The 26,942-nt window shown below is 73.3% G+C and carries 21 protein-coding genes and 1 pseudogene; 14 read left to right on the forward strand and 8 right to left on the reverse strand.

What is annotated here, in order from left to right; translation table 11 throughout:
- Nucleotides 1-67: 67 nt before the first annotated feature.
- A complete protein-coding gene (locus tag AMK29_RS21635; protein ID WP_241845616.1) occupies nucleotides 68-2,488 on the forward strand; it encodes a M4 family metallopeptidase in 2,421 nt (806 codons plus the stop codon).
- Nucleotides 2,489-2,587: 99 nt separating this feature from the next.
- On the opposite strand, the gene AMK29_RS21640 is transcribed toward AMK29_RS21635, so the two are convergent.
- Together AMK29_RS21640 and AMK29_RS21645 are read right to left on the reverse strand one after the other, a co-directional pair.
- Nucleotides 2,588-3,301, reverse strand: coding sequence for a class F sortase (locus AMK29_RS21640; protein WP_382616060.1), 714 nt, complete (start codon nucleotides 3,299-3,301; stop codon nucleotides 2,588-2,590).
- A 109-nt stretch (nucleotides 3,302-3,410) separates the two neighbouring features.
- Nucleotides 3,411-4,115, reverse strand: a complete 705-nt coding sequence (locus AMK29_RS21645; protein WP_073815391.1) for a hypothetical protein — start codon at nucleotides 4,113-4,115, stop codon at nucleotides 3,411-3,413.
- A 312-nt stretch (nucleotides 4,116-4,427) separates the two neighbouring features.
- Here AMK29_RS21645 and AMK29_RS21650 point away from each other — a divergent pair, with 312 nt between their 5' ends.
- Nucleotides 4,428-5,627 carry an MFS transporter gene (locus tag AMK29_RS21650; protein ID WP_073815393.1) on the forward strand — a complete coding sequence of 400 codons (1,200 nt, stop codon included), beginning with the start codon at nucleotides 4,428-4,430 and terminating at the stop codon, nucleotides 5,625-5,627.
- 43 nt (nucleotides 5,628-5,670) lie between these two features.
- Nucleotides 5,671-6,492, forward strand: a complete 822-nt coding sequence (locus AMK29_RS21655) for an aldo/keto reductase (protein WP_073815395.1) — start codon at nucleotides 5,671-5,673, stop codon at nucleotides 6,490-6,492.
- A gap of 21 nt (nucleotides 6,493-6,513) precedes the next feature.
- On the opposite strand, the gene AMK29_RS21660 is transcribed toward AMK29_RS21655, so the two are convergent.
- Complete coding sequence (locus tag AMK29_RS21660) at nucleotides 6,514-7,686, reverse strand: alpha-hydroxy-acid oxidizing protein (protein ID WP_073815397.1); 1,173 nt, start codon at nucleotides 7,684-7,686, stop codon at nucleotides 6,514-6,516.
- A gap of 423 nt (nucleotides 7,687-8,109) precedes the next feature.
- Here AMK29_RS21660 and AMK29_RS21665 point away from each other — a divergent pair, with 423 nt between their 5' ends.
- From AMK29_RS21665 to AMK29_RS21675, 3 genes are read left to right on the forward strand one after another with little or no spacing between them, the layout of a single operon-like run.
- The gene (locus AMK29_RS21665) at nucleotides 8,110-9,660 is read left to right on the forward strand and encodes a PP2C family protein-serine/threonine phosphatase (RefSeq protein WP_073815857.1); all 1,551 of its coding nucleotides are present in this window, start codon (nucleotides 8,110-8,112) and stop codon (nucleotides 9,658-9,660) included.
- Nucleotides 9,657-10,751, forward strand: coding sequence for a cobalamin B12-binding domain-containing protein (locus AMK29_RS21670; RefSeq protein WP_073815399.1), 1,095 nt, complete (start codon nucleotides 9,657-9,659; stop codon nucleotides 10,749-10,751). The genes AMK29_RS21665 and AMK29_RS21670 overlap by 4 nt, the downstream gene beginning before the upstream one ends.
- Entirely contained in the window at nucleotides 10,748-11,161 is a 414-nt protein-coding gene (locus tag AMK29_RS21675; protein WP_073815401.1) for an STAS domain-containing protein, read from the forward strand. The genes AMK29_RS21670 and AMK29_RS21675 overlap by 4 nt, the downstream gene beginning before the upstream one ends.
- Nucleotides 11,162-11,200: 39 nt before the next feature.
- Here the strand turns inward: AMK29_RS21675 and AMK29_RS21680 are convergent, their stop codons facing one another.
- The 3 genes from AMK29_RS21680 to AMK29_RS21690 all read right to left on the reverse strand — a co-directional run bounded on the left by AMK29_RS21680 (nucleotide 11,201) and on the right by AMK29_RS21690 (nucleotide 15,349).
- Nucleotides 11,201-12,292 carry a hypothetical protein gene (locus AMK29_RS21680; protein WP_073815402.1) on the reverse strand — a complete coding sequence of 364 codons (1,092 nt, stop codon included), beginning with the start codon at nucleotides 12,290-12,292 and terminating at the stop codon, nucleotides 11,201-11,203.
- 91 nt (nucleotides 12,293-12,383) lie between these two features.
- Nucleotides 12,384-14,456, reverse strand: a complete 2,073-nt coding sequence (locus AMK29_RS21685) for a pectinesterase family protein (protein ID WP_073815404.1) — start codon at nucleotides 14,454-14,456, stop codon at nucleotides 12,384-12,386.
- Between the two features lie 101 nt (nucleotides 14,457-14,557).
- Nucleotides 14,558-15,349, reverse strand: a complete 792-nt coding sequence (locus AMK29_RS21690; RefSeq protein ID WP_079197062.1) for an NPP1 family protein — start codon at nucleotides 15,347-15,349, stop codon at nucleotides 14,558-14,560.
- Between the two features lie 106 nt (nucleotides 15,350-15,455).
- Here AMK29_RS21690 and mgt point away from each other — a divergent pair.
- Nucleotides 15,456-16,710: pseudogene (gene mgt / locus AMK29_RS21695) on the forward strand (macrolide-inactivating glycosyltransferase); the annotation flags it as partial.
- Between the two features lie 109 nt (nucleotides 16,711-16,819).
- Here the strand turns inward: mgt and secD are convergent.
- Together secD and AMK29_RS35905 are read right to left on the reverse strand one after the other, a co-directional pair.
- Nucleotides 16,820-19,138 (reverse strand): protein translocase subunit SecD, encoded by a 2,319-nt coding sequence (gene secD / locus AMK29_RS21700; protein WP_073815409.1) that lies wholly within the window; start codon nucleotides 19,136-19,138, stop codon nucleotides 16,820-16,822.
- A gap of 147 nt (nucleotides 19,139-19,285) precedes the next feature.
- On the reverse strand, nucleotides 19,286-19,684 hold the full coding sequence (locus AMK29_RS35905) for a hypothetical protein (protein WP_073815411.1): 399 nt from the start codon (nucleotides 19,682-19,684) through the stop codon (nucleotides 19,286-19,288).
- A 247-nt stretch (nucleotides 19,685-19,931) separates the two neighbouring features.
- Between AMK29_RS35905 and AMK29_RS21710 the strand changes: the two genes are divergently transcribed.
- From AMK29_RS21710 to AMK29_RS21740, 7 genes are all read left to right on the forward strand, one after another.
- Nucleotides 19,932-20,594 (forward strand): lysophospholipid acyltransferase family protein, encoded by a 663-nt coding sequence (locus AMK29_RS21710; protein WP_073815413.1) that lies wholly within the window; start codon nucleotides 19,932-19,934, stop codon nucleotides 20,592-20,594.
- A 147-nt stretch (nucleotides 20,595-20,741) separates the two neighbouring features.
- On the forward strand, nucleotides 20,742-21,479 hold the full coding sequence (locus AMK29_RS21715) for a cupin domain-containing protein (RefSeq protein ID WP_079197032.1): 738 nt from the start codon (nucleotides 20,742-20,744) through the stop codon (nucleotides 21,477-21,479).
- Nucleotides 21,476-22,534 carry a hypothetical protein gene (locus AMK29_RS21720; RefSeq protein ID WP_073815415.1) on the forward strand — a complete coding sequence of 353 codons (1,059 nt, stop codon included), beginning with the start codon at nucleotides 21,476-21,478 and terminating at the stop codon, nucleotides 22,532-22,534. Before AMK29_RS21715 ends, AMK29_RS21720 begins: the two co-directional genes overlap by 4 nt.
- A gap of 107 nt (nucleotides 22,535-22,641) precedes the next feature.
- Nucleotides 22,642-23,637, forward strand: coding sequence for a hypothetical protein (locus AMK29_RS21725; RefSeq protein ID WP_143202938.1), 996 nt, complete (start codon nucleotides 22,642-22,644; stop codon nucleotides 23,635-23,637).
- Nucleotides 23,634-24,521: a hypothetical protein gene (locus AMK29_RS21730; RefSeq protein ID WP_079197033.1), complete on the forward strand. Its 888-nt coding sequence runs from the start codon at nucleotides 23,634-23,636 to the stop codon at nucleotides 24,519-24,521. Before AMK29_RS21725 ends, AMK29_RS21730 begins: the two co-directional genes overlap by 4 nt.
- A gap of 43 nt (nucleotides 24,522-24,564) precedes the next feature.
- Nucleotides 24,565-25,110, forward strand: coding sequence for a hypothetical protein (locus AMK29_RS21735; protein ID WP_073815418.1), 546 nt, complete (start codon nucleotides 24,565-24,567; stop codon nucleotides 25,108-25,110).
- A 47-nt stretch (nucleotides 25,111-25,157) separates the two neighbouring features.
- A complete protein-coding gene (locus tag AMK29_RS21740) occupies nucleotides 25,158-26,933 on the forward strand; it encodes an asparagine synthetase B family protein (protein WP_073815420.1) in 1,776 nt (591 codons plus the stop codon).
- Nucleotides 26,934-26,942 lie beyond the last annotated feature (9 nt).

Below are 26,942 nucleotides of genomic sequence, written 5' to 3' on the forward strand. Positions count from 1 at the left end.
CCGGGCGGCTCCCCTCCGCCCGGTCCCCCCATCGGCCGGGTCACCGGCCGTCGCCCAAGGAGTTCCGTTGAGACGTCCCCCCCGCAGGACCATCGCCGCGACCGCGCTGATAGCCGGCGCCGCGATGGTCGCGGTCGCCTTGCCCGCCACGACCGCCACCGCCACCGTCGGCGGCGCCTCCGCCCCGGCTCCGGCGGCCGCCGCCGAGGCGGCACCCCGCGCCGGCGCGCTGCAGGTCCGGCTGAGCCCGGCCGAGCGGGCGGCGCTACTGGCAGACGCCCAGGCCGCGCGCGCCACCACCGCGAAGGCCCTGGGCCTGGGCGGGAAGGAGGCGCTGCTGCCGAGGTCGGTCCTGAAGGACGCCGACGGAACGGTGCACACCCGCTACGAGCGCACCTTCGCCGGGCTGCCGGTCCTGGGTGGTGACCTGGTGGTACACACGGGCGCGAACGGCGCGGTCAAGAGTGCGGACAAGGCGACCGATGCCACCCTCACCGTCGCCACCACCGTCGCGGCGAGGACGGCCGACTCGGCGAAGTCCTTCGCACTCGGCCGGGCCAAGGCCGAGGGGGCGAAGGCCCCGAAGGCCGACCTGGTCCGCAAGGTGGTCTGGGCCGCCTCCGGCAGCCCGGTGCTGGCCTGGGAGTCCGTGATCGGCGGCTTGCAGCACGACGGCACCCCGTCCGAGCTGCACGTCGTCACCGACGCCGCCACCGGCGCCGAGCTCTTCGAGTACCAGGGCGTCAAGCACGGCATCGGCAACAGTCAGTACGCGGGCCAGGTCTCCCTCGGCACCACCGGATCCGCAGGCAGCCACAGCCTGACGGACCCCACCCGTGGCGGGAACAAGACCTACGACATGGGTCACTCGGACGACGACAACACCTACCCCGGCACCCTGTTCACCGACAGCGACGACACCTGGGGCACCGGGAACCCGTCCCACAACCAGACCGCGGCCGTCGACGCCCACTACGGCGCCCAGCTGACCTGGGACTACTACAAGAACGTCCACGCGCGCACCGGGATCAAGAACGACGGCGTGGCCGCCACCAGCCACGTCCACTACGGCAACGCCTACGTCAACGCGTTCTGGTGGGACTACTGCTTCTGCATGACCTACGGCGACGGCGAGTTCAACGCCAACCCGCTCACCTCCATCGACGTCGTGGCGCACGAGATGACGCACGGCGTGACCTCCCACACCGCGGGCCTCAAGTACAGCGGCGAGTCGGGCGGCCTGAACGAGGCCACCTCCGACATCATGGGCGCCGCCGTGGAGTTCTGGGCGAACAACTCCGCCGACCCCGGGGACTACCTCGAGGGCGAGAAGATCAACATCAACGGCGACGGCACCCCGCTGCGCTACATGGACAAGCCCTCCAGGGACGGCGACTCCGCGGACTACTGGCACTCCAACCTCGGCTACCTCGACGTCCACCACTCATCGGGGCCCGCCAACCACTGGTTCTACCTGGCCTCCGAGGGCAGCGGCGCCAAGCTCGTCAACGGCGTCAACTACAACTCCCCGACCTACGACAACAAGCCGGTCAACCCGATCGGCCGCGACACCGCCGCGAAGGTCTGGTACCGCGCGCTCACCACGTACATGACCACGACGACCGACTACGCCGGCGCCCGTACCGCCACCCTTCAGGCCGCCGCCGACCTGTACGGGGCGAACAGCGTCGTCTACAACAACGTGGGCAACGCCTGGGCCGCGGTCAACGTCGGCCCGCGCATGGTCCAGGGCGTCACCCTGACCAACCCCGGCAACCAGGTCACCCAGACCGGCACGGCGGTGTCCCTGCAGGTCCAGGCCGTCACCGGGAACACCGGGGCTTCGCTGACCTACACGGCCACCGGGCTGCCCGCCGGTCTGACCCTCAACGCCTCCACCGGCAAGATCACCGGCACGCCCACCACCGTCGGTGACCACACCGTCACCCTCACCGTCAAGGACTCCACGGGAGCCCTCGACATCGTGACGTTCTCCTGGCTCACCTACGCCCTGGGCGCCTGCACCACGACGCAGCTCCTCGGCAACCCCGGCTTCGAGTCCGGCAAGACCGTCTGGAGCACCAGCAACTCCCCGTACATGATCACCAACGACAACGCCTGGCTGCCGGCGCGCACCGGCACCTGGAAGGCGCTGCTGGGCGGCCACGGAAGCTCCTACCCCCACGACACCCTCTCCCAGACGGTGTACGTCCCCTACGGCTGCAAGGCCACCGCGTCCTTCTGGCTGCGTGTCGTGACCAACGAGGGAACCAAGACCGTCCCGTACGACAAGCTGACCGTCACGGCCGACGGCACCACCCTGGCCACGTACTCCAACCTGAACGCGTCCACCGGATACGTGCAGAAGACGATCGACCTCGCCCCGGTCGCCGGCAAGTACGTCACCCTGAAGTTCACGAGCATGGAGGACACGGCCGTCCCGACCTACTTCCTGCTCGACGACACCGCGTTCACCATCCACAACTGACCCCCCACCGAGGCCCGACGGGCCGAGGTACCGCACGGAGTCGAGGCCCGCGCCCCGGAGGGCGCGGGCCTCACCCTGTGGCCACGCCACCCGGGGACATCAGCTGGTGGCGGCGAGGTGGGCGAAGACGACGAGGTTCTCGGTGTAGTCCCTGGCCTCCCGGTCGTAGTCACCGGAGCAGGTGATCAGGCGTACCTCGGCGCGCGGGGTGTCCTCGTAGACGCGGTCGTCGGGAAAGTCGGCCTTGCTGAAGCTCTTCGTGTCGTCGACCACGAAGGTGGCCGTGGTGCCGTCCTGGCGCCGGACGTCGAAGCGGTCCCCCGCCGTGAGCTCCGCGAGTCTGGCGAAGACAGCCGGGGCGACGGCCGTGTCGACATGGCCCGCGATGATGGAAGTGCCCCGCTCACCGGGGGAGGTTCCCGCGGCGTGCCAGCCGACCAGGTTCGTGTCATCGGCCGGGGGCGGGTCCAGGGCGCCGGAGGAGCCGATCCGCAGGTCGGTGAACGGAGCGTCCACACCGATCTTGGGAATGCTCAGGCGTACGGGGGCCGATCTCTCCATGCCGGGGCCGACCGGCGCGGCGGCGCTCGGCGCGGGCGGGCGCGAGGCGCGCTCCGGCGCGGCGGCCGGGATGTTCCCGGCCGGGGAGGAGGCCGCGGGACGGGGCGGTGCGGTCGCGTCCTCCGTGAACGCCCCCGGGCCGAAGACGGCCAGGAGCACCACCAGCACCAGCGTCCAGAACACGGTGGGCACGAGCCACCGCGCGGTGCGCCGGCGTACTCCCCCGCCGGCGGGGTCTGGCCGGGTCTTCACCACAGGCACCTTTCGACGTGACGGGCCGGTTCGGCGACCGGACGGGACGTGCGCGGCCCGGACCCGCGAGCCGCCGTCCGCACGGACGGCTCGCGGGTCCGGGCATGCGTCACGCGTTCGCGCCCGCGGCCTTCTTGCGGCGGTGGAGGACGAAGGCGGCCAGGGCGCCGGCCAGCAGCACGCCACCGGTCACGTTCGTGCCGCTGTTAGCGAGGCCGCCCCCGCCGGTGTGCATGCCGCCCTTGGGCTTCTCGTGGTCCTTGCCCCAGTCCTTGCCGTGGTCCTTCGTGTCCGACCCGGCCTTGGACCAGTCGTCGGCGTTCACCGCCGTGAGGGCGCCGCCGCCGGTGTGCACGCCACCGTGGGGCTTGCCGTACTCCTTCTTGCCGTGCTCGTCCTTGCCGTGGTCCTTCGTGCCGTGCTCGTCCTTGCCGTGGTCCTTGGACCAGTCGTCCGCACCGACCAGGGAGAGGGCACCGCCGCCGGTGTGCACGCCACCGTGGGGCTTGCCGTACTCCTTCTTGCCGTGCTCGTCCTTGCCGTGGTCCTTCTTGCCGTGCTCGTCCTTGCCGTGGTCCTTCGTGCCGTGCTCGTCCTTGCCGTGGTCCTTGGACCAGTCGTCCGCACCGACCAGGGAGAGGGCACCGCCGCCGGTGTGCACGCCACCGTGGGGCTTGTCGTGGTCACGCTTCTGGCTGTGGGCGGAGTCGTCCTTGCCCCAGTCACCGGTGGTGAGAGCGTGGGCACCGGGTGTGGTGACGGCCAGTGCGGCGGCCGTGGCGGTGGCGGCGAAAAGAATGCGGGCAGAGCGCATCGCTGACTTCCTTCCGTATGCCGCGCCGGCCGACCCACTGCCAGCTCTTCATGCGCGGCAACATGGCCCACCGTCAGCCGCCGCCCACCGGCTTGCCACTTGAGCTGGTACATCCGGGAACCCGCGGCGCAGCTGTAGAGCCGAAAGGGCGTCACTTCCGCGCACGGGCGGCCCACGCGTCAGCACCCGCGTCCCCCGCCGCACCACAATCCAGATCACACCCATTACCTGCGTTTGCATATATGGCGCGCATGCAACTATTGTCGATGCAGGTAAAGAGATCGCTCAAGCAATGAAGGAGAGGGGCGCACCATGCCGCTCGCGCTGCTGGCTCTCGCAGTCGGGGCCTTCGGTATCGGCACGACCGAGTTCGTGATCATGGGACTGCTGCCCGAGATCGCCGCCGATTACAGTGTCTCCATCCCCGCCGCAGGCCTCCTGGTCACCGGCTATGCCCTCGGTGTCGTCGTCGGCGCGCCGCTGCTGACCGTCCTCGGGACCAAGGTCAGCCGCAAGCGGATGCTGATGCTGCTCATGGGACTGTTCGTGCTCGGCAACCTGCTGTCCGCGCTCGCCCCGAGCTTCGGGCTGATGCTGACCGGCCGCGTCGTCGCCTCACTCGCCCACGGGTCGTTCTTCGGCATCGGCTCGGTCGTGGCCGCCGAACTGGTCGCGCCGGAGAAGAAGGCCGGCGCCATCGCCACCATGTTCACCGGCCTGACGGTCGCCAACATCGTCGGCGTGCCGCTCGGTACGTTCATCGGGCAGGCCGTGGGCTGGCGCACCACCTTCGCTGTCGTCGCCGCGCTCGGCGTGATCGGCCTGCTCGGCATCGCCAAGCTCGTCCCCGCCACACCCCGCCCCGAAGGCGCCCGTCTGCGCGGCGAGCTGATGGCCTTCCGCAACCCGCAGGTGCTGCTCGCGATGGCCATGACCGTGCTCGGCTTCGGCGGCGTCTTCGCCGCGATCACCTACGTCGCGCCGATGATGACCGAGGTCGCCGGCTACTCGGACGGCGCGGTCACCTGGCTGCTCGTGCTCTTCGGCGTCGGCATGTTCCTGGGCAACCTGCTCGGCGGCCGCTTCGCCGACCGCGCGCTGATGCCCCTGCTGTACGCCACCCTCGGCGGCCTGGCGCTCGTCCTCGCGCTGTTCACCGTCACCGCGCACCACCGGATCCTCGCCGCGATCACCATCCTCCTCGTCGGCGCGCTGGGCTTCGCCACCGTGCCCCCGCTCCAGAAGCGCGTCCTCGACCAGGCCCACGGCGCGCCGACGCTGGCCTCCGCCGTCAACATCGGCGCCTTCAACCTCGGCAACGCCCTGGCCGCCTGGCTCGGCGGCATCGTGATCTCCGCCGGCTTCGGCTACACCTCCCCGAACTGGGTCGGCGCCGTCCTCGCCGCCGCCGCTCTCGTCCTCGCCGTCTGGTCCGCCGCGCTGGAGCGCAGGAGCCCCGTGCGGGAGTCCGTGGCCCCCGCCGCTGCGGTGCCCACCCCCGTACACCACTGATCCCCTCCTCCCCACCCGTACCGAAGAGAAGGCAGTACCACCCATGTCCCACCCCACCGTCACCCTCAACAACGGCGTCACGATCCCGCAGCTCGGCTTCGGTGTCTTCCAGGTGCCCGACGAGGAGACCACCACCGCCGTCGGTCACGCCCTCCGGGCCGGCTACCGCTCCATCGACACCGCCGCGATCTACGGGAACGAGGCCGGGGTCGGCCGGGCCCTCGCCGCCTCGGACGTCCCCCGCGACGAGATCTTCGTCACCACCAAGCTGTGGAACGCCGACCAGGGCTACGACTCCACCCTGCGGGCCTTCGACGACAGCCTCGCCAAGCTCGGCCTCGACCACGTCGACCTGTACCTCGTCCACTGGCCCACCCCGGCCCGTGACCTGTACGTCGACACCTGGCGCGCCCTCGAGAAGCTGGTCGCCGACGGGCGGGTCCGTACCGCAGGCGTCTCCAACTTCCAGCCCGCCCACCTGCGGCGGCTCCTCAACAGCAGCGACCTGGTGCCGGCCGTCAACCAGATCGAGCTTCACCCGGCGCTCCAGCAGCGGGAGCTCCGCGCCCTGCACGCCGCTCACTCCATCGCCACCGAGGCGTGGAGCCCGCTCGCCCAGGGAGGCGTTCTCGCCGACCCCGCCGTCGTGGAGGTCGCCGCACGGCACGGGAAGTCCCCCGCCCAGGTGGTGCTGCGCTGGCACCTCCAGCTCGGGAACATCGTGATTCCGAAGTCCGTCACCCCCGAGCGCATCCGCGAGAACATCGACGTCTTCGACTTCGCGCTCTCCGACGAGGAGATGGACGCGCTCGGCGGGCTCGACCGCGGTCTGCGCACCGGGCCCGACCCCGACACCCTCAACTGAGCACGGGAAAAGGCCCGTTCGTCAGACCCGTACGCGGCGCAGGGCGCCGTCCGCGCGGAGGTCGGCGAGCGTGGGGTAGCCGTCGACGGCCATGATCAGGTCGGCCTCGGCGAGGAGCGAGCGGAGGACGTGGACGACGCCGTCGGTGCCGCCGAGGGCGAGCCCGTACGCGTAGGGCCGACCGACGCCCACCGCCGTGGCGCCGAGGGCGAGGGCCTTGACGACGTCGGCTCCGGTACGGACGCCGGAGTCGAAGAGGACGGGCAGCCCCTCGGCCGCGGCGACCACCTCCGGGAGGGCGTCCAGGGCGGGCAGCCCGCCGTTGGCCTGACGGCCGCCGTGGTTGGAGCAGTAGACGCCGTCGACGCCGCCGTCCCTGGCGCGCCGGACGTCCTCCGGGTGGCAGATGCCCTTGAGGACGATCGGCAGGTCGGTGAGCGAGCGCAGCCAGGCCAGGTCGTCCCAGACCAGCGGCCTGCCGAAGACACCCGCCCACTCCAGGACCGCCGCGCGCGGGTCCTCCTCCGGGGGCTTGGCGAGACGGGCCCGGAAGACGGGGTCGGAAGTGTAGTTCGCGAGCGCGTGGCCGCGCAGCTGGGGAAAGTTGCTGGTGGCGAGGTCGCGGGGGCGCCAGCCGGTGATCCAGGTGTCGAGCGTCACGACGATGCCCCGGAATCCGGCCGACTCGGCCCGGTGCACGAGGCTTTCGGCGAGGGCGCGGTCGGTGGGCGTGTAGAGCTGGAAGAAGCCAGGGGTGTCACCGCACGCGGCCGCGACCTCCTCCATCGGGTCCTCGGAGAGCGTGGAGGCGATCATCGGGACGCCGGTGCGCGCCGCGGCGCGGGCGGTCGCCAGGTCGCCGTGACCGTCCTGGGCGCAGAGCCCGACGACTCCGACGGGAGCCATGAACAGCGGGGAGGGCAGCGTGAGTCCGAACACGTCGACGGACGGGTCGCGGTGGGTGGCGCCGACCATCATGCGGGGCACCAGGCCCCAGTTCCGGAACGCGGCCACGTTGGCCTCCTGGGTGTACTCGTCGCCCGCGCCGCCCGCCGCGTACGACCACACCGAGGGCGGGAGCGCCGCCTTCGCCTTCCTCTCCAGTTCGGCGAAGGTCATCGGCAGGGTGGGGAGCACCCCGAACAGCCCGTCGAAGTAGATCTCGTGCTGGTAGTCGCCGTAGTGCTGGGGCATGGAGAGGCTCGTCCCTTCGGAAGGCTGCCGACCGGTTCGGCGTTCGCTGGGCGCGCCGCCGAGGTGCCCCATGGTGCCCGTCACACGCGCGCGTGACCATGCTCGGGCGTGATCCGCCGGACACGCCCCTCGGACCCTTCCGGATCGCGCCGATGGCCGCCCCTCGCCGCCCGGAAGGCACCCCGTCTCCACACCTGTGCTGATCCGGGGCGCGAGAAGAGGGCAGGTTGCCAGCGGTCGACGAGGTGAGGGATGGTTGTTTGAAGGCAACATTCCGTCTCATTGGTGAGGTGAGGGATTCGCGCAGCGAGTCCTCGACATTTGGCTGCATCCAAAGCACACACCGTCACAGCAGCGGAGCAGGACTTCCCTTGGGGCCGTGCTCCGTATCCCGTTCTGGTCGCTGACGCCCGGGGCACCGTCATACGACGCAACGATGCCGCCGGTGTGCTCCTTCCCCGGGCGAAGCCCGGGACGTCCCTCGCGGATGCGGCCCCCGGCTGGCTCTCCGCGGCGCACGACGCCTGCCAGGATCCCGACCACTCCACCGGTGAGAGTGGCACACCGCACCACGGTGCGATCGGCGGACGCCTGTTCGAGGCACACCCCAGCGTGCGGGAGGACGGCACGGTGGCCTGGTGGCTGGTCGACGACACCGATCACCAACTCGCCCGGGAGGCGCTGCACATGGAGCGGGAGCGGACCGCCTTCCTCGCGAAGGCGTCCAGCTCCCTGCTGTTCTCGCTCAATCTGGGGCGCTGCATGGAGGTGACCGCGCAGATGGCGGCGGAGAGCCTCGCCGATGTCGCGCTGACCATCGCGCCCGCCCGGGGGCACCGGCTGCCGGTGGTGACCTGCGTGCGCGGCGGCTCCCCCGTCCTGTCGCAGCAGACGGTGGACCCGGACGACGTGCCGGGCCTCGGAGAGGCGCTGCGCGGATTCCCGCCCGTGCCCTCGCGCTGGATCGACCCGTCGGCGGCACCCGAGTGGATGGTGCCCCAGGGTCTTGGACCGGTCGGTTCCCTCGTGATCACCCCGCTGCCCGGGCACGGCGTCCCGGCCGGCGCCCTGGTGCTGCTGCGCCGGGCGAAGAGTGCCGCCTTCACCGAGGAGGAGGAGGTCTTCGCCCGCCTGTTCGCCGCGCGTGCGGGGGCGGCGATGTCGGCCGCCCGTCTGTACGCGGAGCAGACCGCCATCAGCGACATCCTCATGCGGGACCTGCTGCCGCCGACGCTGCACCAGGTGTCCGGGGTGGACTTCGCCGGCGGATACCGGCCTTCCGCGGACCACGAGCGCGTCGGCGGGGACTTCTACGACGTGCACCCCGCGGCCGTCGACGGCGAACCGTCCCTGGTCACGCTGGGGGACGTGTGCGGCAAGGGCCTGGAGGCCGCGGTGCTGACGGGCAAGATCCGCAACACCCTGCACGCGCTGCTCCCCCTCGCGGACGACCACACGCGGATGCTGAACCTGCTGAACAAGGCCCTGCTGAACTCCCATCACACCCGGTTCGCGACCCTGGTCCTCGCCTCCGCCGTCCGCCGGGGCAGCGAGGTGGACCTCAGGCTGACCAGCGGCGGCCACCCGGCCCCGCTGATCATCCGCGCCGACGGCACCGTGGAGGAGGCCGACACCCGGGGGACGCTGGTCGGAGCCATGCCCAGCGTCTCCGCCGCCACCGCCGCGGTCTCCCTCTCGCCCGGGGAGGCCTGCGTCCTGTACACCGACGGCATCACCGAGGCCAGGGGCGGCCCGCTGGGCGATGCCCTGTTCGGTGAGGAGCGCCTCATGCGCGCCCTGGCCGAGTGCGCGGGCATGCCGGCCGAGGGCATCGTGGAACATGTCCTGATGCTGGCCGCGCACTGGCTCGGCGACCGTCGGCACGACGACATGGCCGTCGTCGTGATCGCCGCGCCCCGCGCCCGTCATCTGAGTGCGGTGAACGGAGGCAGCCGGGGTAGGTACACCGGATGAGCACGAGCACACCGCCCCGCCTGCCGGACGCCGCGCACTGTGAGTGGCTGGCGGAGTCCCTGTGGGACGCCGTCTCCGTCGGCGACGAGTACACGGCCACCGCGCTGGTGCTGGACGCCCTGGACGAGGGGGTCGATCCGGAGTCCGTGCTGCTGGACGTGATCGCGGTGGTGCAGGGCCGGGTCGGCGAGGAGTGGGCGGCCGACCGGATCAGCGTCGCCCAGGAGCATGCGGCGACCGCCATCAACGAAAGGGCCGTCGCCGCCCTGGCCGTGCACACCGCGGCCCGCACCACCCCCACCCGGGGACGGATCGCGGTGGCCTGTGTCGACGGTGAATGGCACGCCCTGCCGGCCCGGCTGCTGGCCGAGGTGCTGAGGCTGCGGGGCTGGCAGGTCGACTTCCTGGGCGCGCAGGTTCCCTCCCCGCACCTCATCACCCACCTCCACCACACGCGCGCGGACGCGGTCGCCCTGTCCAGCTCGATCGCCACCAGGCTGCCCGCGGCCCACGCGGCGATCACCGCGTGCCAGGCCGTGGGGGTGCCCGTCCTGGTCGGGGGCGCGGCGTTCGGACCCGACGGGCGGTACGCCACCCTCCTCGGCGCGGACGTCTGGGCGCCCGATGCCCGTACGGCGGCCGACCACCTCGCGCGGGGGCCGCTGCCCCGCCCGCAGGTCGAGCACCAGCAGATGGACGATCTGCCGCACCTGACCGACCAGGAGTACACGCTGGTCTCCCGTAACCGGGCCGCGCTGGTACGGGCGGTCCTGTCCGCGCTGGAAGAGGCGTTGCCCGCCCTGCGCGACTACACCGACCATCAGCGGGAGCGCACGGCCGAGGACCTCGCGCACATCGTCGAGTTCCTCGCCACCGCCCTGTACCTCGACGACGAGGAACTCTTCGTCCGGTTCATCACCTGGACCGCGCGGATCCTCGTCGCCCGGGGGGTTCCAGCGCGGTGCCTGCCGCCGGCCCTCGGCCTGCTCGTCCGCGAACTGAAGGACTTTCCGCGGGCGACGCGCATCCTCCGGCGCGGGACGGAAGCGCTCACCACCGACGACACCACTGCTGCCGGGAACCCTGGATGACCACGTCACACCCCGATCACCTGCGTCTGACCACGGTCGACGCCGAGGACAGAGTCCGCATAGAGCTCCATGGCGATCTCGACTTCGACAACGTCGACCTCCTCCTGAGCGAGGTGACCGCCCTGGTGAGCGGCCGGCCGCACCTGAACGACCTGCACCTCCACTTCGGCGGGGTCGGCATGGTCGACTCGATGGGCCTGAGCGTCCTGCTGATGATCGGCCGCCGCACCGCCGAGGCGGGGGTGCGGCTGCACCTGGAGGACCGGCCCACGGCACTGGACCGGCTCCTGGACCGCACCGGTACCAGTGTGTACTTCGCGTCGTCGGCCCCCGGCGGGACCGCGGAGGTCTCGGGGGCGGCGGGGAACAGGGCGTCGGCCTCCTCCATGGGCCCGGACGAGGCCACCTGACCCCTGTCCGGAGGCCGTGCCCGACAACGCATCAGCCCTTCAGGAGCGCGTCGCGGTCCCGCACCCGTCCGAGGCATCCATCGCCTCGTCGATCGCCGTACTGCGGTCGTACGGGTCGACGGGGGTGTCGTCGGTCGGGCCGGCCTCCCGGGCGGTGCCGAACTCCGGCATGAAGGAGCCGGTGTGGTTGTCGCAGCCGCCGTTGGTCATGTCGACCTTGTACGAGACGAGGGAGAAGGTGCCGGGTTCGGTGATGGTCTTCGAGGGGTCGTCCCAGTTCAGGATCACCTCGCGTCGCACGATCGTGCGCACGACCTCGTCGCCGCCGCCGGCCGGTGCGACCGGGTACACATAGGTGACGTCGGCGGTGACCTGGAGGGCGCCGCGCCCGCCCTCCCGGTAGGTGAGCCGGCCCCGGGTCTTCACCACGTCGCCGACCAGGCGCGCGCGTGACGTGTCGAACCGGCTGAAGAGCATGAGCGGGTCGTCGTCCTCGCTCGGCGCGCGGAACGCGGCGGCCAGGTAGTCCTTGACGTCCCGCTGGTGCGGGTTGATCAGGGCGATCGCCTTGGTGGGGTGTGAGCCGCCCAGCACGGCCGGGTCGAGATGGGCCGCGGTGAGGAAGTCGCGGGTCCGGCGGAGGGCCTGTTCCACCTGCGCGGTGCTCATCCATCCGGTCGCCCGGGCGGCCGGTACCGTGATCCCGGCCGTGCCGTCCGCCCAGCGCGCGGCGGGCGAGCCCCTGAACGGCTCGTCGAGCGTGGGGCGTCGGTCCGGCTCCACCGGCGGCGCGCCGGTCGGGCGCTCCGCCTCCTGGGCGAGCGGCGCCTGGCGCCCCTCCCCCTCGGACGAGCCGATCATCTGCCACGGGTCCAGTGCCACGACGAACAGGCCCACCGCGGCCAGGAGTCCGACCACGTACCAGCCCTTCTTCCGCCGGGGCCCGGGCGGCGTGTACGTACGCCATCCCTCGGCCTCCGAGGGGGCGTCACGCAGCCGGTCCGCCACGATCCGGGCGCGCGCCGACGGTTCCTTGGGCGCGTCCGCCACGCCCTCCACCGATTCGCGCAGGAACCGGTCCCACACGTCGTCCGGCACCGACGACCCGTCCCGTTCCCCACCCGCGTTCACACCGCACCCCTCGTATCCTCTGCTCGATTCCGCCCCTCCCCCGGGGCCACCGCATGATCGCATGCGGCGGCCACGTGGGGCCGAGCGGCCGTCAGCCGGCGGCGGGGGTCCAGCCGTCGAGCCAGAGCGCGGTGTCCTGGGCGGCGGCCTGGGCGGGCGTCAGGTGGGGGCGGTCCGGGTGGGCGGGGCCGGAGCCGGGGCCCGTGTTGCGGTACTCGGCGAAGCGGTCGGCCTTCCAGGAGAAGCCGCCCATGTCCGTCCAGGGCGTGGTCCGGACGGCGCCGCCGAGGTAGGTGTCGCGGACGGTCGTCTGCGGGTCGAGGCTCGCGTCCCCGCCGGCGTGCCAGGGGCGTCCGAGGTGGAAGCTGCCCGCGGTGACGTCACCGTTCACGGTGGAGCGCGTGATGAGGAAGCCCTTGCGGCCCGCGGGGGTGCTCGGTGCCGTCACGTATCCGGCGGACGTACCGTCCCAGCGCTTCTTCAGGGTGAGGACGGACCTGTCGATGACGGCCGTGGCGCGGCCGAAGACGAAGTCGACGTTGCCGATCACATAAGAGCCGGTGACGTACACCCGGCCGGTCCTGTCCTTCGCGGCGGTGTCGAGGAGAAGGGTGTCCTGGTCCCCGCTGATGATGACGGAGTCGAGGAGGATCCGGTCGGCGGCCGTGCGCAGGGCGACGGCCTGGTGTCCGTTCAGGTTCCGGTTCGCGGCCTCGTCGAAGTCGTTGGAGAGGGTGAGGTTGCGCGCCTGGAAGTCGTCCGCCTCGACGGCGACGGTGGCGCTGCCGCCCGTGCCGTAGGTGCCCGAGCCGTCGGGCCTGGTCATGCCGGAGGCGTGGCCCTCGACGATGACGGTGTCCTTGCGGCTGCCGCCGGTGCCTTCGATGGTGACGTGGGGCTTGTTCGACGGGATCTTGACCGTCTCGCGGTAGACGCCGGGCGCGACCCGGATCACCACGCGGGAGGTGTTCCCCGCCGGTACGGCGTCGACGGCCTTCTGGATGCTGGTGAACCGGCCGCTGCCGTCCTTGGCCACGGTCAGGACGGTGGCGGCGGGGGCGACGGCCGTCGTCGGGGTGGTGCCGAGCGAGGAGCGCGGGCCGGCGCCGGACCTGAGCAGCGCGGGCACGGCGGCCGCCGGGTCGGGGGTGTACGGGTAGAAGGTCCTGGGGTCGAACGCCGTCCCGCCGCTCTCGTTGCGGCCGGTCGTGCCGGAGAAGATGTTGCCGCGCTGGACGAGGGCGGCGGTGCCGTCCTTGGTCACGGGGTTGTTCACGCCCTGGAAGTAGCTGTTCTCCAGGACCATCCGGGTCCTGCCGCGCGCGTAGTTCCCGTAGGACGAGGTGATGTTCGTGCCCGCGTCGTCCTGGAGCAGGTTGTTGTAGAGGTGGGCGTGGGCGACGTTGTCGGTGGAGGGGTTGCGCTGTTCGGTCTCGCGGATCCAGTTGTGATGGATCGTGAGGTCGGCGGTGACGTTGTCGGTCCAGCCGATGCCGAAGGTCTTGTTGTTGTTCCCGAGCCTGTTCCAGGACACGGTGACGTACGTCGTGTCCTTGCGGCTGTCGATGAGGCCGTCGGCCATGTGCCGCAGGTCGTTGTGGTCGATCCACACGTGGTGGGCGCCGTCCATCTGCACGGCGTCGAAGTCGTGTTCCTTGTCGTTCCAGACGCCCTGGTACGTGTCACGGATCGTCAGGTTCCGGATGATCACGTTGTGGACGCCGGGGCCGAGGTAGAAGCCGCCGCCGACGATGTGGCCGGAGGTGCCGGAGCCGATGACGGTCTTGTCGGAGGCGACCTTGATCTCCTTGCCCGTGGGGTTCACGGTGATCGTCCCGGCCACGACGATGACGTACGGCTCGGGCGCGGCCGCGTACTTCTCCAGTTCGGCGAGGGTCCTGACGGTGACGGTCCTCCCGTCGCGCCCGCCGTACGTCCCGTTCTGTCCGAGCGCGTCGACCGAGGCGAAGCCGTCGGCGACGGCGCGGGCCCACGCGGGCGCGGGGGTGTCCGCGGCCTTCGCCTCGGGCCGGGCGTCCGTGCCGAACACGCCGAAGGCCGTGCCGTACGCCAGGGTCCCGGCCGCGGCGAGCGCCGCGGGGACGCCGAGCACCAGGGCCCTTCCTCGCCTGCGGTGCCTCGCCCTGCCTCGGGTCTCGGTCATGTCGTGCGTCCTTCCGTCCGTGGGGGTGCCCGCCCCGGGAAGGGGCGGGCGGACGGTAGTCGCCGCGGCGCGCGGAAAGGTTGCCGCCGTCCTGCCGCCGGTCAGGCGTAGGGGTCGAACGGGATGCCGGACGGTTTGGCCTTGGCCAGGTGGGAGGCGAGGTTGCCGTCCTTCAGACCGAACACGGCGCTGCCGAAGTCGGCCGCGCTGAGCTTTTCGCGCAGGCCGGCGGGGTAGCCGTTCCAGCCGACCAGGCTCGGGAACTGCCAGGTGTGCTGGTGGTTCTCGGGCGGTTCGTCGTTGCTGTTCGCCGGCCGGAAGCAGTGCGTGCCGATGCCGTCCTTGTGGTAGACGATCTTGGGATGGGTGCCGTCCCAGCGGATCCGGTCGCGGCCGTGGATGTCGAAGTCGCCGTGGGCGGAGGTGGAGACGTACTGCGCCTGGTTGTTCTGCACCCACACGACGACGTGTTCCCAGTCGTGGCGGTGTCCCCCGAGGCTGGTGCCGGGCAGGGCCTGGTCCTTCTCGAAGTACAGGCCGTAGATGATGGCGCACCAGCCGTTGTTGCACTTCGCGCGGGCGTATCCGTTGGTCTGGGTGAGGTCCCAGGAGTCCCGGCACTGGCCGTTGAGCGCGCCGGACGGGTTGAGGCCCGGGTTGATCGTGCCGTCGGGCCCGATGGCGGCGGTGGGGTAGCAGCCGTCGGTGTCGTAGTCGTAGGCCGGCTGGAACGTCTGCTCCAGGCCGTCGGCGTTGGCGGGCAGCGCCGGGGGCGGAGCGGCGAAGGCGCTGCCGGGCAGAGCGATGATCAACGTGAGGGCGCCGGCGAGCGCGAGGGCGCCCCGGGCGGCGTACGCCTGTGTCTTCACTGTCTCCCCTGGGTCGGGCGGCATGGTGCGACGGACGGACGCCATCTTGGCATGCACAGTTCATGACTGGAGGAACCGTGCGTGAACTCGTCGCGCCAGGGCCGGGGCTGGACGCGGCGGCAAGCGACCCTTCCCGAGTCGAGCGGTAGACGATACGTATCGTCTCGTCTATGGTGGGCGTCATGACCACCACCGCGTCACCCGCGCACATCGCCATGTTCTCCATCGCCGCCCACGGCCACGTGAACCCCAGCCTCGAGGTCATCCGCGAGCTCGTCGCCCGGGGCCACCGCGTCAGTTACGCCGTCCCCGCCTCCTTCGCCGAGAAGGTCGCGGAGACCGGGGCCACGCCCGTCGTCTACACCTCGACCCTGCCGACCGACGACGACCCCGACGCCTGGGGCACGGAACTGATCGACAACATCGAACCGTTCCTCGCCGACGCCGTGCAGGCGCTGCCCCAGCTCGCCGCGGCCTTCGACAAGGACCGGCCGGACCTCGTGCTCCACGACATCACCGCCTATCCGGCGCCCGTCCTCGCCCACACCTGGGGCGTCCCCGCCCTCTCCCTCTGGCCGAACCTCGTGCCCTGGGAGGGATACGAGGAGGAGGTCGCCGAGCCGATGTTCGCCGAGCTCAAGGCCTCGGCCCGCGGCAAGGCGTACTACGCGCGGTTCGAGGCCTGGCTCGGCGAGCACGGCGTCGACACCCATCCGGACCGGTTCATCGCGCGCCCGCGCCGCGCGCTCGTCCTCATCCCCAAGGCGCTCCAGCCGCACGCCGACCGCGTCGACGAGTCCGTCTACACCTTCGTCGGCGCCTGCCAGGGCGAGCGTGCCGCGCAGGGCGAGTGGCAGCGGCCGGCGGACGCCGAGAAGGTCGTCCTGGTCTCACTCGGCTCCTCCTTCACCAAGCAGCCCGGCTTCTACCGGGACTGCGCGGAGGCGTTCGCCGGGCTTCCCGGCTGGCATGTCGTCCTCCAGATCGGGAAGTTCGTGGACCCGGCCGAGCTCGGCGATCTGCCGGCCAACGTCGAAGTGCACTCCTGGGTGCCCCAGTTGGCGATCCTGCGGCAGGCCGACGCGTTCGTGACCCACGCGGGCGCGGGAGGCAGCCAGGAGGGCCTGGCCACGGCCACGCCCATGGTGGCCGTTCCGCAGGCCGTCGACCAGTTCGGGAACGCCGACATGCTCCAGTCCCTGGGCGTGGCCCGGCACCTGCCGATGGACGAGGTCACCCCGGAGCGCCTGCGGAAGGACGTACTGGCCCTGCTCGACGACCCCGAGGTGGCGCGCCGCGCACGGCGGATCCAGGAGTCGATGGCCCGCGAGGGCGGAACGCGCCGGGCCGCCGACCTGATCGAGGCCGAGCTCGCGGGTACGTGACCGGGACGGACGGCCCTCAGCCGATGGCGCGGTACGAAGCGGACGGACGGCCCGCCACCCGTCGTACCGGTGGAGCGGTACGGAGCGGGTGACGGGCCGCGTCGTGGGGTCAGACCACGGCGCCCGAACGGTCCCGTTGGACACCGGCCCGCGGCCGTGGCCCGGGGGCGCCACCGGAGGCGGCGGCCCGGGCCGGGCTCCTCGTCTCCAGGGCGACGGCCAGCGGCATCGCGGTGAAGACGGTGGACGCCATGCCCAGGACCACGCCCGCGAGCAGCGCGACGGAGAAGTCGGTGAGCGAGTCACCGCCCAGGACCGCGAGCGCCACCAGGACGAACAGCGCGCCCATGCCGGTGTTGACCGTACGGGGCAGGGTCTGGGCCACGGCCCGGTCCGCGAGGTCCGGGAGCGGCACTCCCCCGCCACGGCGCCTGAGCTCCCGCAGCCGGTCGAGCACGACCACGGAGTCGTTGACCGAGTAGCCGACGACGGTCAGGAGCGCGGCGAGGAAGACGCTGTCCACCGGCTTGCCGAGCCAGGCGAACAGGCCCACGACGAGCAGGACGTCCTGGGTCATGGCGGCCACCGCCGCAGTCGCGTACGTCCAGCGGAACCGTACGGTCAGATAGAGCAGTTGGGCCGCGACCGCGAGTCCGAGCGCGAGCAGGGCGTGGGTGCGCAGCTCGCCTCCCAGGCTGGGGCCGATCAGGTCGTCGCGCTCCACCTCCACCGGGCCCGCGACCCGGGCGAGGGCCTCCCGGATCTCCCGCTGCTCACCCTCACCGCTCTCCCGGACGCGTACCGACACGTCGCTGTCACCGGTCGTCTGGACGACGGCGTCCGGGAAGCCCGCCTTCGCGATCGCCGCGCGCGCCGCGTCCGCGTCGACGGGCCGTTCCGCCGTGTACCGGACGACCCGGCCGCCGGTGAACTCGACGCCGAACTCCAGGCCGCGGACGCCGATCCCGGCGAGTGCCACCATCAGGAGTCCGGCGCAGGACAGCAGCCAGCGGCGCCGGCGGACCATCAGCCGCGGGACGCGCCGGGTCAGCCGGGTGCGCAGCCGGCCGAGTCCCGCCATGCCGGTGACTGCCGGCCGTCGGCGCACGGCGGGCAGACGCAGGGCCAGATCGGCGAGGAGACGGGTGATCACCATCGCGGTGAGGAGCGAGGTCACCACGCCGATCGCGAGGGTCACGCCGAAGCCCTTGACGGGGCCGGTGGCGAAGACGAACAGCAGGCCGGCCGCGAGCAGGGTGGTGACATGGGAGTCCGCGACCGCGCTCCACACCTTGCCGAAGGCCCTCGCCAGGGGCCGCCGTGGATCCGGCCGGGTCGTCCGGCCGAGCGCCGCGTACTCCTCCCTCGCCCGTTCGAAGACGAGGACGTTCGCGTCGACGGCGATGCCGATGGCCAGGACGAAGCCGGCGAGGCCGGGCAGGGTGAGCGTGGCCCCGAGGGCGACCACGGCGGCGTACGAGATCAGCCCGTAGAGGAGGAGGGCGGCGGTCGCGAGGACGCCGAGGAGCCGGTAGACCACCATGACGAAGACGCCGGTGCAGGCGAGACCGATCACCGCGGCCCAGGCGCTGGCCCGGATCGCCTCGGCGCCGAGCGTCGGTCCCACGGTGCTCTGCTCGACCGTCGTCACCGGGACCGGCAGCGCGCCGCCCTCCACGAGCGCGGCGAGCTCGCGGGCCTCCTGCGCGGAGAACCCGCCGGTGATCTGCGCGGAGCCGCCGCCGATGCCGGCGCCGCACGGGACGCCGGCCTGCATGGCTGGGGCGGAGACGACGCGGTCGTCGAGCACGATCGCGACCCGGCGCGCCGGGTCCGCGGGCGCCGCGCAGGCCGCGTCGCCGGTCAGCCGGGCCCAGGTGTCGGCGGCGCCGTCGCGGAAGGAGAGGTCGACGGTCCAGCCCAGGCCCCGGGTGGTGTCGAGGACGGAGTCGGCGCTCTTGACGCCGTCGCCGGTGAGCGCGGGCGCCGCCAGGGTGAGGAAACGTCCCGGCGCGTCGGGGTCGGCGAGGACACGGGTGCCGTTCGCCGCGGCCGGTCCGGCGGGGCCCCCGGTCGTGCCGGTGACGGCGTGGAAGGTGAGCTGCGCCGTGCGGCCGATGGCGTCGGCCGCCTGGCGCGGGTCGCGCAGGCCGGGCAGTTCGACCACGATGCGCCGTTCGCCCGAGCGGGCGAGGGAGGGTTCGGCGACGCCGAGGCCGTCCACGCGCTTGCGGAGCACCTCCAGGGCGCGGTCGGTGGCGGCGGCGTCGGCCCGCGTGGCGGGTCCGTCCTCGGTCTGGAGGACGATGCGGGTCCCGCCACGGAGGTCGAGTCCGAGCCGGGGCGGGGTGGTCAGGGTGATCCAGAGGGAGAGCGCGACGACGGCGAGCGCGAGCAGCGCGCGCCAGAGCGCGGAACGAGAGGACACGGGTACTCCACGGGCAGCGCACGGCGACGGCGCGCGTCCACGCGGAGGGTGGGAACGCTCGTCGGCCGTGCCGGACGTACGGTCGGATACGCGTCGGGGACCGGTCCGAGGACATGCCGAAGGCCCGGAGGGCGACGCGGAGGAACGTCAGCTGTACCGGGTGGAGGGAGGACCGCGCGGGGCGCGGGGGCCGTGGGGGCCGGCGGGCGGCGCACGCTCGCGGCGGGGGTCGCCCATGAGTACGCCCCGCGCCGGAACGGGCGGTTCGGGCGGAACGGTGCCGGTGGTGGCGGGCGTGACCGGGATCCGTACGGGGTTCTCGACGGCCGCCGGGAGCCGTACGAAGGCGGTGGGCGCGAAGTGCGGCTCGGGCGACGAGACGCGCGGGGCGGCGGGGCGGGGACCATGGGTGGTCCCGGTGGCCTGCGCGGCGGCCGCGGGGGCCGTCGCTCCGGACGGCTGTGCGGCCGGGAGCACGAGGAGGGACCACACCGCGCAGAGGATCGCGGGCAGGAGGGCGGCGAGTCGCCGCGCGGAAGTCGCCACCGTGTCGCCCCTCCCCTGGTGTCGTGGGCCCTGCTGTGCCGCGCCCAGCGTAGACCGGACGGACACGCCTGGTGCCGCCGGGCCCGGCGCGGGCCGCGTGAAGTGGGCCCGGTGGGGCGCGCGGTGGGGCGCCGCGGCAGCCGTGGCCGAGTACGACAGCTGAGTACGCGTGCTCATGTGGGGGCGGGGCGGCGGGCCGCACGATGTGGGGGTCAGCGCTTCGTCCTCGGACCCAGGGGGCCCGCCCGTGCTCAGCCGTCTCGCCGCCCATGTCGTGCCGTTCTTCGGACGGCTGTCCGTCACCACCGACCCGGAGACCCGGATCGAACCCGGCAGCATCCTGGTCGTGAACCACACCTCGACGGCCGACCCGGCGCTCGTCCTGGCCGCGCTCCGCAAGCGGCTGGCCGTCGAGCCCGTCCTGCTCGCCACCTCCGGCCTGTGGCGGGTCCCGCTGCTCGGCCGGATCCTGACCCGCGAGGGTCATGTGCCCGTCCACCGCAACACCGTGCGCGCCGCCGCCGCCCTCGACCGGGCCGCGGTCGCGCTCGCCTCCGGACGGCACGTCATGCTGTACGCGGAGGGCCGCATCCCGCCGCGACCGGACTCCGCCGAGAACCCGCCGGAGGCCTTCCGCACCGGGCTCGCCCGGCTCGCCGGGGCCACCGGGGCGCCGGTCGTACCGATCGGCCAGGCCGGTGCCCGCCGGATCACCTCCGGCGGCCGCGTGAAGCAGATCGCGGGGGTACTCACGGCGCCCGTCCGCAGACCGGACCTGCACGTCCACATCGGTACGCCGCTCCGGCTGCCCGACGACGTGGCCACGGCGACGACGCTGGCCCACCGGGCCGTCACGGAGGCGTGGCGGACGGCCGCGGGAGCGCTCGGTGAGACGGCGGCGCACCGGTGACGGGCGTCCGGCCTCGTTCGTGAGCGACGGGCGTTCACCCCGGGGCCGCACGGGAGTCACGCCGGGGACTCCCCCTGTTCCCGAACGGCGTTCTACGATGCGAGGGTTGTACGTGCACACGTATGGCGGGCGTCAGGGGGAGGCGCGATGGCGGAGCGATCCGTGCGAGCGAAGGACCCGGTACCGGAGGACATGCCGGGCGGGGTGCCGCGGGACCTGCCCGGTGGGGTGGAGCTGTACCACCTGAGGCCCGACGGCGGCATCCTGCTCGCCGACCGTGAGGGGCGCCGGGAGCTGGGGCCCGAGCGGGAGTTCCTGCGGTTCATCGACGACGGTCAGTTCGCCCACTACCTGGTGGGGGACGCGGCCACCTCGCCCGAGCGTCCGTCCAACGCCACGGTCAAGCTCGGGGTCGTGGGCCCGCGCAGCGCCTTCACCCCGCACGCGCACGGCGGCGAGCACTTCGTCCTCAGCCTCGGCCACGCCGCCTGCGGGCTCTACGACGAGGCCCGGGCGCGCGTCGTCGACGTCCCCCTCGCCCCGGGCATGCTGATCCGGATCCCGGAGATGATGCCGCACTCCTTCGCCAACCGCGCGGACGTCCCGCTGACCATCCTCGCCGCGAACACCGGCTACGGGATCGACCACGAGGACTACGCCATCACGGCGGCCGAGGCCGAGCGGCGGGCCTCGGCGCCCGTCGGCGGGCCCGGCGGTCACACCGCACTGGCCGCCGGAGCGCTCACGGACCACAGGGCCCTGGCCGCCGCGCTCCGCGACATCGAGCGCGCCCAGCGGGTCCACGGCATCGCCGCCACGACGGTCCGGGAACGGCTGGCCGCCCGGCTGCGTCGGATGGCCACCGCGCTGGAGGTGCCCCGGTGATCTGCCCGCACTGCGAACACAACCTGCTCCGCAGGGAGCGCCCCGGCAACCGCTGCTCCCGCTGCGGGCGGCAGTACGCGCTCGACCCCAAGACCAACCCGCTCCGTCTCAACGACCTCCGGGTGCGCCGCGTCACCGCCGCCCTCACCGAGGAGGGCCGGATCGGTGTCGTCCCGGACCAGCTGTGGTACGCCCTGTCCCGCAAGCGCCTCCGCGACGGCGAGTTCGCGTCCGGCTGCCTGGGCGCCGCGGCCCTCGTCGGCGTCGTCGCCACCGTCGCCGCGCTCGTCAGCGAGATCCCGCAGCTGCTGCTCGTCACCGCCGCCATGCTCGTCGTCGGCCTCGGCGTCGCGGTGGCCCGGGCGTCGGGTGCGGGTCAGGGCATCCCGCCCGTCGCCCGCGAGGCCTTCCCCGCGCAGGTGCTCGCCCCGTGGCGGCAGGTGTACGGGGCGCTGCCGTCCGGTGTGCTCGACACCCGTGGGCCCGCCGGAGGTCCGGCGCCGGGGACGGGTGCGGGCCCCGTGAACGGGGTGCTGGTCTGCCCGGACCCCGCGGTCGTCGCCTTCCTCGTCGCCGCCGGCCTGCCCGCCCGGTACGGCCTCGTCCCGGCCCGGACGCCCGAGGAGGCCCGCGCGGTGCCGTCGAGCGGCCCGGTACTGGTCCTCCACGACACCGACGCGTACGGCGAACTCCTCGTCCTCCAGGTCCGGGACGCCCTGCCGGGCCGCACGGTCGTCGACGCCGGACCGCCGCTGCGCACGGTGCGGGCCCTGCCGCAGGCCGTTCCCTACCGGGACCCGGCGCGGAAGCCCGGAGCGCAGCAGATGCGACTCCTCGCCGGACTCGGCACGTTCACCCCCGAGGACCTGAAATGGCTCGGGAAGGGCTGGCGGTTCCCCCTCGTGGGGCTGCCGCCTGCCCGGTTGCTCGCCGTCGTCGACCGGGTCGCGGGACAGGTCACCCGCGGGGTCGACGCCGAGCTGCGGCGCGCCGCCGACCTGGGATTCCTGACCTGGCCGGACGCGGCGGGACCGGACCGGGCGGGTGGCCGGTGACCTGCCCCCACTGCGCCGCCGCGCTGACCGCCAGGGAACGGACCGGGCAGGTGTGTGCGCACTGCGAGCGGCCCTTCGCACTGGACCCGAAGAGCCACGGCCGGGGCATGAACGACCTCAGGATCCGGCGGATCGCCGCGGCCGCCACCGACGACGGCCGGCTGAAGGTGACCGTCACCCAACTCTGGTACCTCACCCGCACGTACAGCGGCGCCTGGGGGCCCACCCCCGCACACGGGATCCGGCCTTTCGTCCGGTGGCTGCTCGCCCTGCCCCTCGCCCTCCCCCTCTTCCTCTGGTCCGCCTTCTCCGACGGACTGTGGGCGACGCTCACCGGTGCCGCCGCCCTCGCCGTCGTCGGCACGGCGGCCCTGGCGAAGCGGCGCACGCCCGGACGGTCCGGCGGTTCGCTGATCACTCCCGCCGAATCCCGGTTCCGGCAGCTGATGGACGACCGCTGGCGGAGCACGTACGGGCGGCTGCCGCCGGGGGTGGTCGACGACGGGCCGCGCGCGCCGGCGGTCCGCGAGTCCCCCGTGGGCCGCCCCGCCGCCGTCATCCTCTGCACCGACCACGCGGTCGCCGTGTTCCTCCGGGTCAACGGTATCCCCGCCCGCCTCCGGGCACGCCTCGTCGAAGCGGAACCGGCCGCCGCCCACGAGGCGCTGGTGGACGTCCCCGGACGACTCCCGGTGGTGGTCCTGCACGACGCGAGCGCCCTGGGCGCGTTGCTCGCGCCGCTGCTGCGCCTCGCCCACCCGGACCGGGTCGTACTGGACGCCGGTCTCCCCGTCACGGCCGTCCGGAACCGGCGGGGCGCCGTGCACCGGGTCTCCGCCGCGCCGCCCGTCGACGCCGACGGCCTCCGTGCCGTCGCGGGCCTGTCCGACGAGGACGCCGCGTGGCTGTCCGACGGGTACTGGAGCCCCCTCGCCGCCGTCCCCCCGTCCCGTCTGGAGTCCGTGGTCACGGCGGCGGTGAAACGGGCGCTGACCGCCCGGCCCGGCGCCCTCGGGGCCGCCGACGGCTTCCTGACCTGGCCGGCCGGGGAGCCGACACCGGCCGGTACGACGTCCCGAACGAAAGGCGCCCCGGCCGGATGAGCCAGCGACACCTCCCGCCCCAGGGCACGGCAGCCCGTCTGTCGGCCGTGGTGACCGGCCGGGCGATCGCCGTGGCCGCGGTCCGCGCCGCCTCGCCCGGCGGCCTGCGTTTCACCGAGCGCCAGCTCTACTACGAGACCTGCCGCGTCCTGAGCCCCGGCTCTGCCCTCCTCCGCCGGTTGCCCGGCACCCCCGCCCCGGTGCTGCGCCTTCGGGCGTTCACCCGCGCCCTGGACGCGCGCGGCCGGGAGACCGTACCGGGCCTCCTCCCGCCGCCCGCCGCACCGTCCGCCAGGCCCCTGGCGGGCGCCGGCGAACCGTCGGAGCCGGACCTCTACGACTACGGCCTGCCCCGCCTGCTGCTCTGTCAGGACCGGGCGGTCGCCGGGATGCTCCTCGCCAACCACGTCCACCTGGAAGCGGCCTGTCCGGTCCTCGCCGTCACCGACGCCCTGCCGCTCGATCCGCGCCTGCTCGGCGCCCTGGAACGGGCCGGCGGCGCCGTCGTGCACGTCCTGCACGACGCGAGCCCGGCCGGGGTCGCACTGCCGGCCGCGGTCCGGGCCGCGCTGGGGCCCGTACCCGGCGTCCGGGTGGTCTCGCTGGGTCTGGTGCCCCGGCACGCGGCCGCCCTGCGCCTGCCCACCGGCCGCGGCCCCGAACCCGGTCCCGCCGGCCTCGCGGGCCGACCCGCCGCCCTGCGGCCCCGGGAGGCCGACTGGCTGGCGAGCGGACGGTTCGCCGAGGTCGCGGCCGTCCCCCCGGCCCGTCTCGTACGGACGGTCCTGCGTCTCACCCGGGGACCACGGCCACCCCGCGACACCCTGTGGAACGGCCTGCGCGGACTGCGCGGAACCGGCTTCATGACCTGGCCCGCCGCGTGACCCGTCCCGGCGCTCCCTCCCACCGACCCGAGGTACGCACACCATGATCCGTCCCGAAGAGATCGGCTACGCGGACGAACTGCTCGCCGACGGCACCGTCCACCGCACCTACGAGGACGGCCTGGAGGAGTGGCGGAGCCGCACCCCCGGCCGGCCGCACCTCGTGCGCTGGCACGACAACCGCGGCTCCTCCGGCACCGACGAGCTGCTCGGCGGTCGCATCATCAAACGCACCCTCGCCGACGGCACCGTCACCTACGCCCGGGACATCGGTTACGGCCGCACCCTGTGGGCGCGCGGCGAGAAGGTCCTGGTCAACCGCAGTTCCTTCGGCGGCCGGATGGGCGTACTGCTGACCGGTCTGGGGGTGGCGACCCTCGCGATCACCGCCGCCCAGCTGCCCCCGCTGAGCATGTCCCCCGAACAGGAGGAGGCGCTGCGGCAGCAGCAGGCGCAGGCGTCCCAGTCCTCCTCCGGGAGCGGAGGAGGCGGCGAGACCGGCGGTGACGGCGGGTCCGGCGACGGGGACGACTGGGACGCGGACTGGGACGGCGACGAGGACGCCTGGAGCGACGACGACTTCGGCTGAGCCGCACGGGCCCGCCGGAGGAACGACACGAGGAGAAGGAGCCGTACGTGGCACGTCTGTGCGCCTGCCTGGCCGCCACCACCGGGCAGGCCCGCGCCCATCTCGACGCGATGGGCGCGCTCGGACCCGACCACGTCCCCACCGGCGTCCCCGGCGCCGAACTCTCGCTGCTGCCCGGTGAGACCGGCCGCGCCGAGGGCCCGTTCACCGCCTACGGGCGGACGGCGGTCGGGGAGGTCACGCTGCACAACCGGCCGGTGCTGCTCTCCGCTCTCGCGGAGCGGGCCGCCCCGGCGCCGGACGGCTGCCCGGACGGTGAACTGCTCCTGCGCTGCTGGGCGCTGCTCGGGGACGCGGGGGTGGCGCTGGCCGAGGGGATGTTCGTGCTGGCCGTGCTGGACGGCCGGGACCTGGTCCTGATCCGCGACCACGTCGGGGCCCGCACGCTGTTCTACGGGTGGGCGGACGGCGCCTGGGCCGCCTCCACCTCCCTGCGCGCGCTGCGCCGCTGGCCCGCGCTCGGCACCTCGATGGACCTGTCGGCGGTCCGCTCCTTCCTCACCTTCGCCTATCTGCCCGGGGAGGAGACCCTGCTGACCGGCGTACGGGAGCTGCTGCCCGGGCGGGTGCTGCGGCTGCGCCGGGACGGCACGTCCACCGAGACGGTCCACTGGGAGCCCCGGGAACGGCTCGAACAGCCCGCGCCCGAGGACCCGACCGGGCATGTCCTGGCACTGCGGGCCCTGTTGGAGCGGGCGACGGCGAGCCGGCTGCCCGTCGCCGAGCCGGCGGCCGTGCTCCTGTCCGGCGGGATCGACAGCTCGCTGGTCACGGCTCTGGCGGCGAAGCTCCACGGTCACCCGGTGCACACCTACTCCATCAGCTTCGGCGACGACCTGCCGAACGAGCTGGGGTACTCGGGCCTGGTGGCCGCGCACTGCCACACCCGCCACCGGGTCCTGAACGTGTCGGGCGGGACCGTGGCGGCGCGGCTCGCCGAGGCGGCGGCGCTCCTCGACAGCCCCGTGGGCGACCCGCTGACCGTGCCGAACCTGATCCTCGCCGAGACCGTGGCGGCCGACGGCGCCTCCGTCGTCCTCAACGGCGAGGGCGGGGACCCCGTCTTCGGCGGGCCGAAGAACCTCCCCATGCTGGTCCAGGAGATGCACCGGACGCCGGGGGCGCCCTGGGACGAGGGCCGGGCGACCGCGTACCTGCGCTCGTACCGCAAGTGCTGGACGGACCTTCCGGACCTGCTGACGGCACCGGCGCTCGACGCCCTGCGGGACGCCCCGCCCCTGGAGCGGCACGTGGCGCCCTACCTGACGGCGGACGGCGGCGGCCCGTACCGGATGGGGCATCTCCTCAACCAGCTGCTCCACTGCAACCTGCGGACCAAGGGCGCTCACCACATCCTCACGAAGGTGGAGCGGCTGACCTCCTCGCAGGGGGTGGAGGGCCGTTCGCCGCTCTTCGACCGGTCGGTCGTCGACCACGCGTTCGCGACCCCGCCCTCCTTCAAGCTCCGTGGCACGGCGGAGAAGTGGATCCTCAAGGAGGCCGTCCGGGACCTGCTCCCGGACACGGTGGTCGACCGTCCCAAGAGCGGGATGCGGGTGCCGGTCCAGCAGTGGCTGACGGGTCCCCTCCGTGACCTCGGCCGGGACCTCCTCCTCGGCCCCACGTCCCGGCAGCGCGGCCTGTTCCGGCCGGAGACGATCGGCGCCTGGCTGCGGGGCGAGGGCGCGCTGCTGCCCCGGCAGGGCGGCAAACTGTGGCTGGTGCTCACGCTGGAGCTCTGGCTGCGGTCGTACGACGTGTGAACCGCGCCC

Origin of the sequence: Streptomyces sp. CB02261 (assembly GCF_001905665.1) — a bacterium.
Lineage (GTDB): Bacteria > Actinomycetota > Actinomycetes > Streptomycetales > Streptomycetaceae > Streptomyces.

Bases quoted from the DNA above. Each gene is read 5' to 3' on its own strand.
- AMK29_RS21690 (WP_079197062.1), bottom strand. From the start codon at position 15,349: ATGCCGCCCGACCCAGGGGAGACAGTGAAGACACAGGCGTACGCCGCC.
- AMK29_RS21650 (WP_073815393.1), top strand. From the start codon at position 4,428: ATGCCGCTCGCGCTGCTGGCTCTCGCAGTCGGGGCCTTCGGTATCGGC.
- AMK29_RS21675 (WP_073815401.1), top strand. From the start codon at position 10,748: ATGACCACGTCACACCCCGATCACCTGCGTCTGACCACGGTCGACGCC.
- AMK29_RS21660 (WP_073815397.1), bottom strand. From the start codon at position 7,686: ATGCCCCAGCACTACGGCGACTACCAGCACGAGATCTACTTCGACGGG.
- AMK29_RS21715 (WP_079197032.1), top strand. From the start codon at position 20,742: ATGGCGGAGCGATCCGTGCGAGCGAAGGACCCGGTACCGGAGGACATG.
- AMK29_RS21735 (WP_073815418.1), top strand. From the start codon at position 24,565: ATGATCCGTCCCGAAGAGATCGGCTACGCGGACGAACTGCTCGCCGAC.
- AMK29_RS21645 (WP_073815391.1), bottom strand. From the start codon at position 4,115: ATGCGCTCTGCCCGCATTCTTTTCGCCGCCACCGCCACGGCCGCCGCA.
- AMK29_RS21730 (WP_079197033.1), top strand. From the start codon at position 23,634: ATGAGCCAGCGACACCTCCCGCCCCAGGGCACGGCAGCCCGTCTGTCG.
- AMK29_RS21655 (WP_073815395.1), top strand. From the start codon at position 5,671: ATGTCCCACCCCACCGTCACCCTCAACAACGGCGTCACGATCCCGCAG.
- AMK29_RS21670 (WP_073815399.1), top strand. From the start codon at position 9,657: ATGAGCACGAGCACACCGCCCCGCCTGCCGGACGCCGCGCACTGTGAG.
- AMK29_RS21685 (WP_073815404.1), bottom strand. From the start codon at position 14,456: ATGACCGAGACCCGAGGCAGGGCGAGGCACCGCAGGCGAGGAAGGGCC.
- AMK29_RS21725 (WP_143202938.1), top strand. From the start codon at position 22,642: ATGAACGACCTCAGGATCCGGCGGATCGCCGCGGCCGCCACCGACGAC.